At 67.5% G+C, this 15,546-nt stretch carries 15 protein-coding genes, 1 tRNA gene and 1 riboswitch; of the genes, 12 read left to right on the forward strand and 4 right to left on the reverse strand.

The genetic code is table 11. The features are described from left to right. Positions 1–97: 97 nt before the first annotated feature. Genes ACZY0X_RS17165 through ACZY0X_RS17185 form a run of 5 tightly spaced genes read left to right on the forward strand, consistent with a single transcriptional unit; the run spans position 98 to position 4,073 of the window. The gene (locus ACZY0X_RS17165) at positions 98–1,207 is read left to right on the forward strand and encodes a DmpA family aminopeptidase (protein WP_463772069.1); all 1,110 of its coding nucleotides are present in this window, start codon (positions 98–100) and stop codon (positions 1,205–1,207) included. Further along, on the forward strand, positions 1,204–2,634 hold the full coding sequence (locus ACZY0X_RS17170; protein WP_463772071.1) for an APC family permease: 1,431 nt from the start codon (positions 1,204–1,206) through the stop codon (positions 2,632–2,634). The genes ACZY0X_RS17165 and ACZY0X_RS17170 overlap by 4 nt, the downstream gene beginning before the upstream one ends. A gap of 55 nt (positions 2,635–2,689) precedes the next feature. Next, the gene (locus ACZY0X_RS17175; protein WP_463772072.1) at positions 2,690–2,926 is read left to right on the forward strand and encodes a hypothetical protein; all 237 of its coding nucleotides are present in this window, start codon (positions 2,690–2,692) and stop codon (positions 2,924–2,926) included. Further along, a complete protein-coding gene (locus ACZY0X_RS17180) occupies positions 2,923–3,543 on the forward strand; it encodes an NAD-dependent epimerase/dehydratase family protein (RefSeq protein WP_463772073.1) in 621 nt (206 codons plus the stop codon). The genes ACZY0X_RS17175 and ACZY0X_RS17180 overlap by 4 nt, the downstream gene beginning before the upstream one ends. Further along, positions 3,540–4,073, forward strand: coding sequence for an LOG family protein (locus tag ACZY0X_RS17185; protein ID WP_463772074.1), 534 nt, complete (start codon positions 3,540–3,542; stop codon positions 4,071–4,073). Before ACZY0X_RS17180 ends, ACZY0X_RS17185 begins: the two co-directional genes overlap by 4 nt. Here the strand turns inward: ACZY0X_RS17185 and ACZY0X_RS17190 are convergent. Next, a complete protein-coding gene (locus ACZY0X_RS17190) occupies positions 4,070–4,258 on the reverse strand; it encodes a hypothetical protein (RefSeq protein ID WP_463772477.1) in 189 nt (62 codons plus the stop codon). The genes ACZY0X_RS17185 and ACZY0X_RS17190 overlap by 4 nt on opposite strands. Before the next feature lie 2,977 nt (positions 4,259–7,235). Here ACZY0X_RS17190 and ACZY0X_RS17195 point away from each other — a divergent pair. Beyond that, positions 7,236–7,868, forward strand: coding sequence for a GNAT family N-acetyltransferase (locus ACZY0X_RS17195; RefSeq protein ID WP_463772076.1), 633 nt, complete (start codon positions 7,236–7,238; stop codon positions 7,866–7,868). Here ACZY0X_RS17195 and mbtN read toward each other — a convergent pair. From mbtN to ACZY0X_RS17210, 3 genes are read right to left on the reverse strand one after another with little or no spacing between them, the layout of a single operon-like run. Next, entirely contained in the window at positions 7,865–9,028 is a 1,164-nt protein-coding gene (mbtN, locus tag ACZY0X_RS17200; protein ID WP_463772077.1) for a mycobactin biosynthesis acyl-ACP dehydrogenase MbtN, read from the reverse strand. The two genes, ACZY0X_RS17195 and mbtN, sit on opposite strands and share 4 nt — an antisense overlap. Further along, positions 9,025–10,608: a long-chain-fatty acid--ACP ligase MbtM gene (gene mbtM, locus ACZY0X_RS17205; RefSeq protein ID WP_463772079.1), complete on the reverse strand. Its 1,584-nt coding sequence runs from the start codon at positions 10,606–10,608 to the stop codon at positions 9,025–9,027. Before mbtM ends, mbtN begins: the two co-directional genes overlap by 4 nt. Beyond that, positions 10,605–10,874: an acyl carrier protein gene (locus tag ACZY0X_RS17210; protein ID WP_241400175.1), complete on the reverse strand. Its 270-nt coding sequence runs from the start codon at positions 10,872–10,874 to the stop codon at positions 10,605–10,607. The genes mbtM and ACZY0X_RS17210 overlap by 4 nt, the downstream gene beginning before the upstream one ends. A gap of 84 nt (positions 10,875–10,958) precedes the next feature. Further along, a riboswitch (Fluoride riboswitch) is annotated at positions 10,959–11,030 on the forward strand. A gap of 20 nt (positions 11,031–11,050) precedes the next feature. On the opposite strand from ACZY0X_RS17210, the gene ACZY0X_RS17215 reads away from it, so the two are divergent. The 6 genes from ACZY0X_RS17215 to ACZY0X_RS17240 all read left to right on the forward strand — a co-directional run bounded on the left by ACZY0X_RS17215 (position 11,051) and on the right by ACZY0X_RS17240 (position 15,530). Continuing rightward, positions 11,051–11,533 carry a fluoride efflux transporter FluC gene (locus ACZY0X_RS17215; protein WP_463772080.1) on the forward strand — a complete coding sequence of 161 codons (483 nt, stop codon included), beginning with the start codon at positions 11,051–11,053 and terminating at the stop codon, positions 11,531–11,533. Further along, a complete protein-coding gene (gene crcB, locus ACZY0X_RS17220) occupies positions 11,530–11,901 on the forward strand; it encodes a fluoride efflux transporter CrcB (RefSeq protein WP_463772082.1) in 372 nt (123 codons plus the stop codon). Before ACZY0X_RS17215 ends, crcB begins: the two co-directional genes overlap by 4 nt. 15 nt (positions 11,902–11,916) lie before the next feature. Next, complete coding sequence (locus ACZY0X_RS17225) at positions 11,917–12,432, forward strand: universal stress protein (protein ID WP_463772084.1); 516 nt, start codon at positions 11,917–11,919, stop codon at positions 12,430–12,432. Between the two features lie 52 nt (positions 12,433–12,484). Then, complete coding sequence (pgm, locus tag ACZY0X_RS17230; RefSeq protein ID WP_463772085.1) at positions 12,485–14,119, forward strand: phosphoglucomutase (alpha-D-glucose-1,6-bisphosphate-dependent); 1,635 nt, start codon at positions 12,485–12,487, stop codon at positions 14,117–14,119. Next, complete coding sequence (locus ACZY0X_RS17235; protein ID WP_463772087.1) at positions 14,116–15,402, forward strand: MFS transporter; 1,287 nt, start codon at positions 14,116–14,118, stop codon at positions 15,400–15,402. Before pgm ends, ACZY0X_RS17235 begins: the two co-directional genes overlap by 4 nt. A 55-nt stretch (positions 15,403–15,457) precedes the next feature. After that, positions 15,458–15,530, forward strand: a tRNA-Ala gene (locus ACZY0X_RS17240). The last annotated feature ends 16 nt before the right edge of the window (positions 15,531–15,546 follow it).

Genomic DNA, 15,546 nt, shown 5'->3' on the forward strand with positions numbered 1-15,546 from the left:
GCGAAGCGACTCGATTTTGGCCGTTCGCTTGCGGGAGGGCCCACCGAGGCGCATTATTTTCCAACTGAGAAAAAAACTCACTGCCACGGAGGATGCCATGCGCGCCCGAGATCTCGGCGTCATCGTCGGTCGACACCCCACGGGGCCGAACAACGCGATCACCGACGTGGACGACGTGCGCGTCGGCCACGTCACGCTCCATGGTGAGGGCCCACCCGACGTCCACACTGGTGTCACCGTGGTGGTTCCCCACGCCGGCATCTGGAGCGAACCTGTCTTCGCCGGTGCACACCGGCTCAACGGCAGTGGCGAGATGACCGGCCTCGAGTGGATCCGGGAGTCGGGCGAACTCACCACGGCGATCGGGCTGACGAACACTCACAGCGTCGGGGTGGTGCGCGATGCACTCGTCGACGCCCAGGTCGAGGCGCGCGGTGAGGGCGTCTACTGGTCGCTGCCGGTGGTCGGGGAGACCTACGACGGTCTGCTCAATGACATCAACGGACACCACGTGCGCGCCGAGCACGTCCACGAGGCCCTGCGCGTCGCGAGCGGTGGGCCGGTCGAGGAGGGCAATGTCGGTGGCGGAACCGGCATGATCTGCCACGAGTTCAAGGGCGGCATCGGCACCGCGTCCCGGGTCACCGACGTCGCGACGGGCAGCTACACCGTCGGTGTCCTGGTGCAGGCCAACCACGGGCGCCGGGAGCGACTCCGCGTCAACGGGGTCGCCGTTGGCGAGCGGATCGGACCCGACCGCGTGCCCCTGCCCGGTGCCCCCGCCGGATACGAACCGGGCTCGGGCTCGATCATCGTGATCGTCGGCACCGACGCCCCGCTGCTGCCACACCAATGCACCCGGTTGGCGCAGCGAGCCGCCCTCGCGGTGGCGAACCTGGGTGGCACCGGCGAGCAGTACAGCGGTGACCTCATGCTGGCGTTCGCGACGGGCAATCGCGGCATCCCGCCGTACGCGTGGGATGAGGACGCGAACGTGCAGCGCCCCGAGATCGCGCTGCGAATGGTTGCGCCACAGCTCATGACGCGCCTGTTCGACCTGACGATCGAGGCCACCGAGGAGGCGATCCTCAACGCGATGGTGGCCGCCACCACGCTGCGCGGCCGCAACGGCATGACCGCGCACGCCCTTGACCACGACCTGCTGCGGCAGGCCCTCGCAGACACCAAGATCGGGGAGCACCGATGACCACGAATGTCACACCCCAAGCGGGACAACGCCTCACCGGGCGCCTAGGCAGCGTCGCTGTCGTCTTCATGGTGGTCGCCGCGGCCGCACCACTGACCGTCATCGGCGGCAACATGCCGCTGGCCATGGGCCTGGGCAATGGTGCGGGTGCGCCGGTCGGCTTCCTCATCGCGGCGCTCGTGTTGCTCCTCTTCAGCATCGGCTTCGTCGCGATGACGCCACACGTGCCGGAGGCAGGCGCGTTCTTCTCCTACGTCACAGTGGGACTCGGACACCGGATGGGCACCGGTATCGCGGTCGTGGCGCTCATTGCCTACACGGCGATCCAGGTCGGCATCTACGGCTACATCGGGTGGGCGATCGGTGACACGGTGCGGTTCTATGGTGGCCCCGAAGTGCCCTGGCCCGTCTACTCATTGGTGATTCTGGCGATCGTCGCCTTGCTCGGTTACCGCCACATCGACCTCAGCGCCAAGGTGCTCGGTGTCGCGCTGGCCCTCGAGATCGGCATCGTCGTGCTGCTCGACCTGGTCATCGTCGCCAATCCCGGCCCCTCCGGCCTGACGCTGGAGTCGTTTCGCCCGGAGGTGTTCACCGACGGCACGCTTGGCATAGCCGTGCTGTTCGCTCTGACCGGATTCATCGGCTTCGAGGCGACCGCGGTGTTCCGGGACGAGGCGCGCGACCCCGAGCGCACGATTCCGCGCGCCACCTACGCGGCCGTGCTCATCATCGGTGGGTTCTATGCGCTGACGTGCTGGGCGTTCGTGGTGGCGATCGGCCCCGACATGGTGGCCGAGACCGCGCAGCGGACGCTGAACGGCGACGCGAACATGCTGTTGGACACGACTGACGCGACCCTCGGGCGGGTGGGCCGTGACGTCGTCAACGTGCTTCTGCTGACCAGCCTGTTCGCCTGCGTGCTGTCCTTCCACAACGTGATCGCCCGCTACCAGTTCGTGTTGTCGGGCCGGGGTCTGCTCCCGCGCAGACTGGGCACCGTGCACCCGACGCATCACTCGCCTGCGTTCTCGTCGGTGGTGCAGACGGCCACCGCGGCCATCATCGTGGGCCTGCTGGCGATGTTCGGCGTCGATCCGCTGGTCGGGGTGTTCGGGTCGATGGCCGGTGTGGCAACCGTCGGGATGGTGCTGCTGATGCTCACCACCTCGGTGGCGGTGCTGGTCTACTTCGCGCGTCACCGCACCGCGGCCGGTGGCCGGCCGTGGCAGACCCGCATCGCACCCGGGCTGGCCTGCCTTGGTTTGCTCGCTAGCCTGTGGTTGGTGTTGTCGAACTTCACGCTCGTCACCGGGGGCAGCGTCGCGTTGAGCACCGCCCTGGCCGCAGTTCCCTTCGTCGGGTTGCTCATTGGTGTCCTCGTCGGTGGCCGGGCGGCCGCAGCGAGCCGGCAGAATGGCCCATGAAATGGCTCCGTAAGTGGCCCAGTAACGTAGGCCATTGCGGCGTAGCGTCATTGCCATGGACATCAGGTCAATCCGCATCGCGACGGCGGCGGCATCGGTAGCCGCCGCCATCGCGGTTGGCGCCGCACCGGCGGCGCAGGCCGCTCCGAGCCCGCTGCCCAAGGTCTGCGTCGTGGCCGGCGAGGCGGTCGCGTGCCCGTCGCCCGCGCCACCCGCCCTCGGCGACTTCCCGGAGGCCGTGCGGCTCTATCCCTACGGCTATCCGCCCATCCCGGTCATCGGTCACCGATGAGCACGGCGACGCGGTCAGGCAGGCGGATCTACCTCGCCGGTGCCACCGGTGTTATCGGCACTCGCCTTGTCCCACTGCTCGTCGACGCCGGCTACACGGTCGGCGCCATGAGCCGGTCGGCGGACAAGGCTGGCCGACTGGCCGCCGCAGGCGCGGAACCGATCATCTGCGATGTCTTCGACCGTCCGGGGCTGGTGCAAGCCGTTCGCACGTTCGAACCCGACCTGCTGCTGCACGAACTGACCGACCTCCCCGACGATCTCGAGGATCTGCCGAAGCACTCGTCGCTCAATGCACGGATTAGGACCGAGGGCACACGCAACCTCCTCGATGCCGTTGAGGACTGGCACCACACGAAGGTGGTGGCCCAGAGCATCGCGTGGACGATGAGCCCGGGTCCCGAGTCCGACGCGGTCGCCTCACTGGAGCATGCCGTGCTCGCGGTGCGCGGCGTCGTCGTGCGATATGGCAGGTTCTACGGCCCGGGAACGTTCTACGAGTCCGACCTTCCCCCTGCACCGCGTGTCCACATTGACACGGCCGCCGCGCGGACCCTCGCGGCCTTGGACGCGGCGTCTGGCATTGTGGCGATCGTGGACGATAGCCCCTCGACGTGAACGTCTGCGTCTTCCTGTCAGCCGCCGACCTCGATGAGCGCTACACCCTGCCCGCGCGCGAATTCGCCGAACTCATCGGCGGGGGTGGTCACACCCTGGTGTGGGGAGGGTCTGATGCCGGGCTGATGAAGGTGGTCGCCGACGGTGTCCGGGAGTCCGGGGGACGACTGGTCGGTGTCTCGGTCGAGTTCCTGCGCAGTTTCGCGAGGACGGACGCCGACGAGATGGTGATCACCCGGGATCTCACCGAGCGCAAGGCGCAGTTGCTCGCGAAGTCGGATGTGATTGTCGTGATGCCGGGCGGCCTGGGGACGCTGGACGAGGCGACCGAGATCCTCGAGCTGCGCAAGCACAAGCTGCACGACAAGCCCGTCGTGCTGCTGAACACTGCGGGCTTCTACGACGGTTTGATGCTGCAGCTTCGGCGCATGGAGGACGAGGGTTTCCTGCCCGTGCCCCTGGCTGATCTGGTGCATTCCGCTGACGACGCCGCCGGTGCAATCGCCTACCTGGAGCGCGCGAGCGGCTAGCTGCCGACGAACTCGACTAGCCGAGGGTCGTTCGACGTGAACCGGTCGACCTCCTCGCCGCCGTCGCAGCGCAGCATCGCCACCGTGACGCCATGGCGGTTTCGTGCGACCACCTGCCAGGTGGCGCCCGCGTCCTCCCACCGGCGAAGTTCCGCCACCCGGTCTCGTTCGGAATCGGTGCTCACAGCGCTGGCCTTCCCGGTGAGTTCGGTGAACGCAGTTTCGTAGGCGCGCGTTCGCGGATAGTCACTGTGCGTTTGGATCTCGGCGAGATAGCCGACGGTCACCACTTCAGCGGCGACGACGTCGAGTGGGTTCTGTTCGGCACTCGGGGCCACCGGGTATCGCCAGACCGGGAAGCCCAGATAGTCGGTGCGCCGCCAGAGGCTCTTCCATCGTGGCGGGGTCGCCGGGACATCCGTTGTTGCGCCCAGTCGGCCGAGCAGCGACTTCCTGTCCACTTTGGGGCGCGGCGGTGGTGACACGGCGTTCGCCGCGTCGACCTCGTCCTGCCAGGGATCTGGTGACGCGAGGCGGCTCGACCGGCAGGCGGGGATGCCAAGCACCGCGGTTCCCAACAGTTCTGGGAAGATCCGACCGAAGTAGGCACGCAATTGGCTCCCATAGGACAACAGCGACGCATCGTCGATCCATTGGGTCTGCGGGGCCGTGGTCCGCGACTGCAACATGCGCTCCGAGAGCAGCACGCCCACCGCGAGCACTGAGCCGAGGCTATGCGCGGACAGCACAATCGTGCGCCCGTCCGCCCCTGACAGCCATTCCCTGCACCGTTCGGAGAGTTCGGGCACCACACGCTCGGCATAGCACGGCGGTGCCAACGGATGCCCGGCTCGGGGCAGGAAGCACATCAGATCCCAGGCCAGGCCCAATGGTCGAGTACCGCCGACGAGTGCGCCACCCGCCGCCAGGCCGATGACCCCAAGACCGCCTGCCGCCAGCACCCACATGCCCAAGTTGATGCTGGCCTGCAGATACTCGGGAAGCTGCCGGTCGGGGGATTGCAGCTTGTCGCCGAACGCCGACAGTGCGACCGCAGTCATCATTCCGGCAGTCCCAAACAGGGCCAGCCACTTGACCATTGGCTCTGCCCGGTGGGCAATCGCGACGAGCTTGCGACGCTGCAGCACCGACGGGCGCGGGTCGTCGAGCAGTCCGGCACCCGCGCCGGCCGATCCGGCCGGCACCGTCGCCTGACCACTCCACGTGCGCAGCGACCTGTACACGACCACGGCGATGACACCGCCGAACAGCAGTGCGATCGGCACACAGGCCGCACCGAACCACGCATAGGGAAGCGGCACTTCGAGGTTCGGCGGCTTGAGCTCGGTGATGCAGGGAAACGGGCACGGCCCCCTCTCGACAGCCCTGGGCGCCAGCGTGTCGGCAAGGGATGCCGCGGAATTGGCCCCGTTGAACCAGTTTCCCGCCGCCGTCGCCACCGCGCTCGACAGCAGCATCGCCATCAGCGCGGCCAGTAGCACGAAGACTCCCGGTGCGGCACCGCCCCACGCCTCGTAGGGGTTACGGCGCGCGTACAGGATCCCCAGCACGAGTCCGACGACCGCGAGGATCAGCAGGCCGACGACCCATCGGGCGGTCGTCGAGTGCCAGGACGCGAGGAGCCCCGTCAATACGATCAACACCAGCGCGAGCACGACGGGCACGTGCCGAAAGTACGTGTCGGTCAAGGGCCGCCATATCAATGCCGAAAGACCGAGTGCCAGCAGCGTGGTGAGGATGATCGCGGGTGTCGCCGAACCCCCCATGAGGAATGCGACGGTCGGCTCGACTGTCGGCGGGGTGAACCCCAGTACGGCTGACTGAATGACGAACAGTGCGATGCTCAGCAGCAGCGGCAACCAGTCCGACCAGAAGATGTCCGCGTGCGGTTTTCGGCTTCGGGTGCGGCTGGCGTTCTTCGGCATGGGGACGTCGACGGCGTAGTCGCTGCGCTTGACGATGCTCACCACCACGAGCACGAGCACGAGGACCCCGGCCACCACGATGAGTGCCTCACCCCGAACGCGAGTGTCACCCGCCATGACCTGTTCGAGACAGGCCGTGCCGAAGAGCTGGCCGCGGCGCGTGCACTCCGATCCGAAACCGAAGGCGTAGTGCCAGGCGGTGCTGAGCGTGACGAGCGTCAGCGTGGCGGCGACGTGCAGCCGGGCCGTCACGCGGGTGATGGCCCGGTGCGCCCAGAATCCCTTGGCGGACAGCAACGGCCAGGTGGTGGTCGCATTGGCCGCCTCGGCGTCGAGCGACTTGGGATCGGGCTGTTCGTAGCGGAGCCGAGTGGCGGTGCTCAGGACGAGCAGGGCGCCGATCAGCAGCACCGGCACCAGGCTGAGCAATGCGAGCCGCCTGGCCTGACCCATACCCGTCAGGAAGTCCAGCCACGACGGTAGGACGGTGCATACCTTCGTCGGGTCGAACACGACCGCGCCCGCGGTGGTCGTTCTGAGGTCGACATAGCACTGGACGGCGATGAGGTCGAGGGCAATGACCGAAGCGGTGACCGCCATCATCAGCGTGATCAACAGCCCGGCCACACGCAGCGATGCCGCGCCGTGGCCACGGGTCCAGCCCTCCTCGTCCGCGTTCTCGTCCCCGTCTGTGGTCGCGGGGGGCGTCGATTGTGGTCCCGGTTGTCGTCCTTGTTGTGGTGCCTTGTCGAACCTGCGGGTCCAGTAGGCGACGTTCACCAGACCGAACGGCAGCAGCAGTGTCCAGCCGACGCGTGCCAGTCCGCTGAGGACCTTGCCGAAGCCCGAAGATCCACCCAGGGAACTGCGTGCCATGCTGCCCCACGAGTAGGCCTCGCGCTCGATGTCGTCTGGAATCTCGGACTTGGTCCGACCCTGTTCGGTGGGACGCCAGAAGCTCCCCAGCGCATCGCCCGCGGTCTTCTCGATGAGGTTGGACTCAAGCCCCAGCATTGATTCGGGCGACGTATTGTTCACCCCGTGAATCCGGAGTTCGAGCACTTGCCGTTCGTTGGTCACGGTCCCCCCAAATGCCGCCGAACTGCAGATTACCGACGCTCGCCGCGGCTACGGGCTGGATTCACCGGCGCGGCTGATGGCAACTGGAAGGTAGGTAAAGCTACCCTTACCTGGTCCGGTATTCTCGAGTGTCGAGATGACTGAAATTGAGGAAGCGGTGCCCGTCCTGCCGCGTGAGCTGACGTCGATCACCGCGCAGGTGGCTTCAGTCCCAGCGCCTCCCACTCCGGTGCTGGCCGAGCCGTATCACTTCCGGCTCGCGGACGCCGACACCGATGCCGAGCCGATCTCGGAGTGGATGAACCGTCCGCACCTCGCGGAGGCGTGGGAGTACGACAACCCGCCGAGCTGGTGGCGCGGCTACCTGCGCGCTCAGCTCGCCGGGGAGTATTCGCGTCCGTTCATCGTTGCGTTCCGCGGCAAGGACGTCGCCTATCTCGAGGTGTACCGAGCCGCCAAGGACTCCATCGCGCCGCGCTACACCGCGGATCCGTATGACCTGGGGCTCCACGCCGCGATCGCCGACATGCGCTTCGTCAACCGGGGGTTCGCCCCGATCCTGCTACCCCGCGTGGTGGCCAGCCTTTTCGAACTCGAGCCGCAGTGCAGGCGCATCATGTTCGACCCCGATCACCGCAACACGGGCGCCCGGGCCATCTGCGAGTGGGCGAACTGCACGTTCCTCGGTGAACACGATATGGCGAACCGGCGGATGGCGCTGTACGCGCTGCCGCGGACGCCGGAGGACGCTCCCCAGCTGCCCGACTAGGGCAGCTGGTTGAACTCGGCGTATCCGTCGTAGTCGGGCTTCATCGCCGAAGCGACCAGTTCCCACAGCACCTCGTCGGTGCCGCCGCCCACGCGCGCCAATTTCATGTCCCGCCACCATCTTCCGAGCGGGGTCTCGTCAACCAGGTAGCCGGACCCGCCGAAGATGTGCATGCACTCGTTGACCACCTCCTCGCCGAGGCGGGCGGCGCTGACCTTCATCGCCGCGGAGGTGCGCAGGTCCAGCTTGCCCGTCGCGGCGATACCGTCGAGGGCGTAGCGCAGCATGTCGACGCGCGCCTGCAGGTCCGCCATGCGCAGGCGCAGCGCCTGATGTTCGTAGAGCGTGTGGCCGAACTGTCGTCTGGCCATCATGCGCGCCAGCGTGATTCCGAGGACGCGCTGCGCGGACGACGACACCAGGCCGGCCACCGACATCCGCTCCTGTGCCAGGCCCCACGAGATCGCGGCCAGGCCGATGCCCGCGCGGGCGACCAGGGCGTCGGCGGGCACCCAGGTGTCGATATGCACGGCGGCGGTGTCCAGCGGTCCGGCGCCGACCTTGCGGTACGGAGTCTGAATATCGCACTGCGCCAACGGGACAGCGATGACGACAACGCTGCCGTGCTTGCTGTTCGGGTCGCGATCTATGCTGCGCGCCACGCACATGACGTGATCGGCGATCGGGGAGAGCGACACGAACTTCTTGATGCCCTTGACCTCGAAGCCATCACGCGCGGACCGCATCTCGGTGCCGACGATCTGCAGGTCGGATCCACCTGACTGTTCGGAGGCGCCGATGCAGAGCACCACCTCGCCGCGAATGGCCTGCTCGGCGATGTCCTTGAGGTAGTCCGACTTGCCGAAGCGTCGCAGGATTGCGATGGCCGAGTCATGCAGTCCCACACCGACTCCGATGCCGGCTGAGCCAAGGTGCCCGAGTTTCCTGGCCAGCGCGATGACCTTCGCGACGTCGGACTGCTGTTGGCCGGCCGGCCACTTGGCCGCGAAGACCCCAGTCTCGCCCAGGTATTCAATCAGTTGGCGCGGGAAGCGTTCCTTCTCCTCGGCTTCCGCGGTCCACTGCGTGACGCGGTCGTCGAACACGCGGTCGAGCAACTCGTTGAAGTCCTGGATGGGCATTGCTTCGGTGAGCGTCATCGGCCTGCTCCCTCGAGGTTTCGCTTGACTTCCAGTCGGCGCAGCTTGCCCGACGATGTCCGGGGCAGTGCTCCCGGCTTCATGAAGATGACATCGGCTGGCACCACGCCGCATTCCGATGCGACCCGGGCAACCAGGTCGCTGCGGGCGGCGGACTCGTCGGTGCCCTTGAACTCGGCGGCAATCACCAGGCCGGGGCGTGCCGAGGTCTCGTCGGTGCCGACTGCGACGACGCCACCCTCGCGGACACCCGTGACCTGTGCGGCGACCCGTTCGATCTCGGTGGGGAACAGGTTGCGACCCGCCACCGTGATGAGTTCCTTGACCCGCCCGCAGACGACGAGGCCACCGGCCACGAGATAGCCGAGGTCACCGGTGGGCAGCCACACAGTCGGGTCGATGTGTGCCTCGCCGACATAGCCGGTCATGAGCGACGTGCCGCGCACCTCGACGTCGCCGACCTCGCGTCCCTCGACCTCGGTGTCCCGCGGCTGTTCGGTGTTGATGCGGACCTCCATGCCGGGGATGGCCTCACCGAGCACCGCGAACGTTCGGGTCGATTGACCGCTGTCGGAGCGGACCGTGGGCTCATCGATCACCAGACCCGAGAACGGGGTGGGAACGGTTACCGCGCAGGTTGATTCGGCGAGTCCGTAGGACGGGGAGAGTGCCGTGGGGTCGAAGCCGAAGCGGGCCATCTCGGTGGCGAAGCGCTGCGTGCCCGCGCAGTCGACCGGTTCGCCGCCGTTGAGCGCGAACCCCACATGGCTCAAATCGACGTCGTCGCTGACGATCTTGGCGTACTTGCCGACGATGTTGTAGGCCATGTTCGGTGCCGCGGTCATGGTGGCGCGGCTCTCGGTCAGCCACTTCAGCCAGCCGAACGGGTTTCCTGCGAACGCCGTCGTCGGGGCCTGCCAGAGGTCGGCGCCGGCCAGCATGGTCGTCAGCAGGAAGGCCAGGCCCATGTCGTGGTAGATGGGCAGCCAGCTGTGGGCACGACTGTTGTGATCGACGTTGACCCGTTGAGTGAGCCCGCGGTAGTTCGCGAGTGCCGCGGCGGGCGATATCCGGGCGGCCTTGGGGGTACCGGTGGAGCCCGCCGTGCCCTGCAGGATCGCGACGTCACCGCCATCCGCGCCGTGGAAGGTCGTCGAACGATGCGGGTTGGCGATCTCAGTCACGTCGCGCAGCTCGATGGAGTCCGTGTGCCCACGCAACAGGTCCAGGTACGTGCCGTGGCTCAACACCGTGCGCACTCCGATGGAACGGAATCGCGCCAACGTGGCCTGGGCCCACTGCGCGGGAGCGGCGCCACGCACCGGCCCGGGCAGGATGGACAGTGCCGCGCCTGCGAAGAACGCGCCGGGAATGGCGGCGAGGAACTCGACATTGGGCTCACCGATCAGGCCCACCGCGTCGGTGTCGCCGTCGGTGAGGTGTGCTGCGACGTTCTCCGCCCGGGTATGCACCTCCTGCCAGGGATGGTGCGCCCACGAACCGTCGTCGGAATCCAGAACGACCAGGTCTGTCCTGGCTCCTCGCATCGCCTCCGACAGGGCCGACGCGAGGACGTTCATGAGTTGTTCTGCGCAGCAGGGATCTTCGCGAGAATTGCAGCCTCGAGGTCGCCGACAGTCTCGGAACTCAGCAGATCCTCCTCGGACAGCGCGACACCGAGCTTGTCCTCGATGGCCACCATTCCGACGGCGAACGCCACCGAATCAAGGCCCACGTCGTCGATCAGGTGAGACTCGCGGGTGATCCGGCTGACGTCGACGTTCATGTCGTCGCGCAAGATCTCGGTCAGGGCAGCGCTGACCGACTCGGGCGTAGAGGTTCCCATGGCGAGAAACCGTACATGCCCGCTTTAGGCAAGGCTAGGCTTACCCCCTGTCGAACCTGCCCACCGGACAGGGGAACTGATAGCCTGATTCGCGGCGATGGATCTCGCCTGGGTGCGCCCGAACCGCCGATGACGGCTGATAGCTCCTACTCCGATACCGACGGAGAGGATTCTTGATGGGCGCAGAGCGGCAGGATTCCCACACAGAGCTTCCCCTGGACCCTGACTCGGCGCGTCCGCTTCACCTTCGGCCGACCGCGTGGGCGTGGGTCTTCGCAGGCGGGGTCATCGGAACAGGACTGCGCTGGCTGATCGAGCAGGCGGTACCCACCTCGCCAGGGGCCTGGCCATGGGCGACCTTCGTCATCAACATCACCGGCGCCTTCGTTCTCGGGGCGCTGCTGGAGACCCTCGCCATGGTCGGTCCCGACGCCGGCTGGCGACAGCGCATCCGACTGTTCGGAGGCACTGGTCTCTGCGGCGCCTTCACCACCTACAGCACACTGGCACTCGAGGTCTCGCTACTGGGGCGTCATGGTGACGTGCTGCTCGGTGTCGTGTACGGCGTGTGCACCGTGCTCTTAGGGGTCATCGCCGCGTGGACGGGCATCGTTGCCGCCGGCCGACTCAGCAGAACGTGGTCGGAGTCGGTGTCGTGACGGTCCTCGCCATGATGCTGGCCGGCGCCACGGGAGCACTCCTCAGATTCCTCATCGACGCCGCGGTGAAGCATCGCCGGACCGTGTCGTTTCCGTGGGCCACCGTCATCATCAACGTGACCGGGTCACTGCTGCTGGGGATTCTGGCCGGGCTGGTGATCTTCGACGGAGCCCCCAGCAGCATGCAACAGATCGTCGGCACCGGATTCTGCGGCGGTTACACGACATTCAGCACCGCCAGCTTCGAGACGGTGCGACTCGCTGAACAGAGGCATTCGATCAAGGCGCTCGCCAACGCCGTCGGTTCGCTGGTGGCCTCAGTGAGCGCGTGTATCGCGGGGTTGGTATTGGCCTGGACCCTGTCCTAGGTAAGGAGCCATCACATGAGCGACGACTACCGGTCAATCGCCGGCCCCCTCACACGATTCCGCCCGGGGCCAGAGCCACGGCTAGAGCCGAGGGCCGCGATAGTCCTCGGATGGGATGGGCATCGACCGAGCACCGGCGCATTGCGGTACTCCGTCGAGTTGGCACGGCGACTGACGGCGCACATCCACGTGGTCCACATCATCGACCTCGACGACACACCCGTTGACCCTGATTCCGCCGACTGGGAGCAGCAACTGGAGGCCGCGCTCGCTGACGAGGCGACAGAGGCTCGTCGGCTCCTAGACGGGCTGGCCGCATCGTGGACCTATCACGGCGGCCACGGCGACCCAGCCGAGCTCCTCGCCAAGGTCGCCGACGAGTACTCGGCGCTGATGGTCGTCATCGGGAGTCCGCGCGGTGGCCTGATCTCATTACTCGACACCGTACTCGGCCAGTCGGTGGCACACCGCCTGATCGGGATTCGCAAAACTCCGCTGCTGATCGTCCCTGCGGACACCATGGCCAGTTGAATTCTCGGTGACGGGACGGTGCGACCGCCCGATGAGGGGCAGAATCGTGCCCATGGCTGCCAATCCGCGTGCCGGCCAACCGGCGCGCTCCGAGGACCTGATCGACGTGGCCCATGTGGTCACCGCCTACTACACGGTGGCACCCGACCCGGACGACATCGCCCAGCAGGTGACGTTCGGGACGTCGGGGCACCGCGGCTCCAGCCTGGACGCCGCGTTCAACGAGGCGCACATCCTGGCCACCACCCAGGCGATCGTCGAGTACCGCGCAGCGCAGGGCACCACGGGCCCACTGTTCATCGGCCGCGACACCCATGCGCTGTCGGAGCCGGCGTGGGGGTCGGCCCTGGAGGTGCTGGCCGCCAACGACGTGGTGGCGATGGTCGACGCCGCCGACCGGTACACGCCGACGCCGGCGGTCAGCCACGCGATCCTGGCGTTCAACCGCGGGCGGGACAGTGATCTGGCCGACGGCATCGTCGTCACGCCGTCGCACAACCCGCCCCGCGATGGCGGCTTCAAGTACAACCCGCCCAACGGCGGGCCCGCAGACACCGATGCGACCGGGGTTATCGCCAAGCGGGCCAATGAGATCCTGCGCGGCGGGCTCGCCGACGTGAAGCGCATCCCGCTGTCGCGCGCGATGCAGATGGCGGAGCGCCACGACTACCTCAACGCCTACGTCCAGGACCTGCCCAACGTCGTCGACATGCATGCCATCCGGGCAGAGGGTGTGCGCATCGGCGCCGATCCACTCGGCGGTGCCAGCGTCGACTACTGGGGCGCCATCGCCGAGACGCACGGACTCGAACTGACCGTGGTCAACCCACTGGTCGACGCGACGTGGCGATTCATGACCCTCGACACCGACGGCAAGATCCGGATGGACTGCAGCTCGCCGAACGCGATGGCCTCACTCATCGGAAAGATCGGCGACTACCAGATCGCCACGGGCAACGACGCCGACTCGGACCGGCACGGGATCGTCACACCCGACGGTGGGCTGATGAATCCCAACCACTATCTGGCGGTGGCGATCGACTACCTCTACACCCACCGGCCCGGGTGGCCGGGTGCCACGGCCGTCGGCAAGACGGCGGTGAGCAGTTCCATCATCGACCGGGTGGTGGCGGGACTGGACCGCAAGCTGATCGAGGTGCCCGTCGGGTTCAAGTGGTTCGTCGACGGACTGCTCGGCGGCACCATCGGATTCGGCGGCGAGGAGAGCGCGGGAGCGTCATTCCTGCGCACCGACGGCACGGTGTGGTCGACCGACAAGGACGGCATCATCCTGGCGCTGCTTGCCTCGGAGATCCTGGCGGTGACCGGCTCCACGCCGTCACAGCGCTACACCGAGCTGGCGCAGCAATACGGGGCGCCGACGTACGCCCGCATCGACGCGCCGGCGAACCGGGAGCAGAAGGCGCGGCTGGCCAAGCTGGCACCCGAGCAGGTGAGCGCCACCGAACTCGCCGGTGAGCCCATCACCGCCAAGCTCACCGCGGCACCGGGTAATGGCGCCCCGCTGGGTGGGCTGAAGGTGACCACGGAGAACGCCTGGTTCGCCGCACGCCCGTCGGGCACCGAGGACGTCTACAAGATCTACGCCGAGTCCTTTCTGGGGCCGGAGCATCTGGCGGAGGTGCAGGAGGCGGCCCGCGAGGTGGTGAATACAGTCATAGCGTGAGTTCTGACGCGGAGGCCGACTGTTCGCAGGCCACCGACTCGGGTCAGCAGGAGCTGAAGGCGAAGCTGCCCCGCGAGGTCTGGGTCCTGATCTTCTGCAACGCGGTCGTCGCGCTCGGCTATGGCGTGGTGGCGCCGGTGCTGCCGCAGTACGCGCGCCACTTCGGCGTCAGCATCGCGGCGGCCACCTTCGTCATCACGGCCTTCGCGCTGATGCGCCTCGTCGGGGCCCCGCCCGCGGGCCTGCTGGTGCAGCGGCTGGGGGAGCGGCCCGTCTACGTCAGTGGCCTGCTGATCGTGGCGCTGTCCACCGGCGCGTGTGCCTTCGCCGACACCTACTGGCAGCTGCTCCTGTTCCGCTCGCTGGGCGGGCTCGGATCGGCGATGTTCACGGTGTCGTCGCTGGGGTTGATGATCAGGATCTCGCCGCCCGATGCGCGCGGCCGGGTGTCGGGCATGTTCACCTCGGCGTTTCTGGTCGGCTCGGTGTGCGGGCCCGTGCTGGGCAGCCTGACCGCGGGCCTGGGCCTGTCGATGCCGTTCGTCATCTACGGCGTCGCGCTACTGGTCGCCGCCGCGGTGGTGTTCGTCACGCTGCGCAAGTCGTCGCTCGCGACGCCGGACGAGCAGACCGAGCCGGCCCTCAGCGTGCGTGCCGCGTTGCGCAACCGTGCCTACCGCGCGGCGCTGGCGTCGAACTTCGCGACGGGCTGGTCGGCGTTCGGCCTGCGCGTTGCGTTGATCCCGCTGTTCGTCGTCGAGGTCCTCGGCCGTGGCGCGGGCATGGCGGGATTGGCGCTGGCGACGTTCGCCATCGGGAACGTGGCGGTGGTGTTGCCCAGTGGGTATCTATCCGACCGGGTCGGCAGGCGGATTCCTCTGCTGATCGGGCTGCCGGTGGCCGCGGCCGCTACCGTGCTGGTGGGTTACACGGATTCGCTGCCGGTCTTCCTGGCCGCGGCGTTCGTCACCGGTGCGGCGACCGGCATCTTCATCTCGCCGCAGCAGGCCGCGGTCGCCGACATCGTGGGCAACAAGTCGCGCGGAGGCACGGCCATTGCGACATTCCAGATGACGTCGGACTTCGGTGCGATCCTCGGTTCGCTCGCGGTCGGGCAGATCGCGCTGCACTTCTCCTACGGGGCCGCGTTCGCGGTCAGCGGTGTCATCCTGCTGGCCGCGGCGGTGTTCTGGGTTTTCGCACCGGAGACGCGGCCACGCACCGATACGGAGCACACTCCGGCCCGCCCACTGGGTCCGGAGGCCGGTGGAGAGGTCCCGTGACCAGCTGTTTTGAACCGTGGATCCAGTTGGTGTAACTTCGACAGGCACCACTTGAGGGGCTATGGCGCAGTTGGTAGCGCACCACACTGGCAGTGTGGGGGTCAGGGGTTCGAATCCCCTTAGCTCCACGTACGAAGACCCGCT

The sequence above is a fragment of the Mycobacterium sp. IDUB_39 genome (assembly GCF_055419205.1).

What these genes read in the sequence shown, in the direction of transcription:
- mbtN (WP_463772077.1), bottom strand. Translation starts at nt 9,028, where the DNA reads ATGACGCTCACCGAAGCAATGCCCATCCAGGACTTCAACGAGTTGCTC.
- ACZY0X_RS17175 (WP_463772072.1), top strand. Translation starts at nt 2,690, where the DNA reads ATGGACATCAGGTCAATCCGCATCGCGACGGCGGCGGCATCGGTAGCC.
- ACZY0X_RS17165 (WP_463772069.1), top strand. Translation starts at nt 98, where the DNA reads ATGCGCGCCCGAGATCTCGGCGTCATCGTCGGTCGACACCCCACGGGG.
- ACZY0X_RS17215 (WP_463772080.1), top strand. Translation starts at nt 11,051, where the DNA reads ATGGGCGCAGAGCGGCAGGATTCCCACACAGAGCTTCCCCTGGACCCT.
- pgm (WP_463772085.1), top strand. Translation starts at nt 12,485, where the DNA reads ATGGCTGCCAATCCGCGTGCCGGCCAACCGGCGCGCTCCGAGGACCTG.
- ACZY0X_RS17195 (WP_463772076.1), top strand. Translation starts at nt 7,236, where the DNA reads ATGACTGAAATTGAGGAAGCGGTGCCCGTCCTGCCGCGTGAGCTGACG.
- ACZY0X_RS17170 (WP_463772071.1), top strand. Translation starts at nt 1,204, where the DNA reads ATGACCACGAATGTCACACCCCAAGCGGGACAACGCCTCACCGGGCGC.
- ACZY0X_RS17180 (WP_463772073.1), top strand. Translation starts at nt 2,923, where the DNA reads ATGAGCACGGCGACGCGGTCAGGCAGGCGGATCTACCTCGCCGGTGCC.
- mbtM (WP_463772079.1), bottom strand. Translation starts at nt 10,608, where the DNA reads ATGAACGTCCTCGCGTCGGCCCTGTCGGAGGCGATGCGAGGAGCCAGG.
- ACZY0X_RS17225 (WP_463772084.1), top strand. Translation starts at nt 11,917, where the DNA reads ATGAGCGACGACTACCGGTCAATCGCCGGCCCCCTCACACGATTCCGC.
- ACZY0X_RS17210 (WP_241400175.1), bottom strand. Translation starts at nt 10,874, where the DNA reads ATGGGAACCTCTACGCCCGAGTCGGTCAGCGCTGCCCTGACCGAGATC.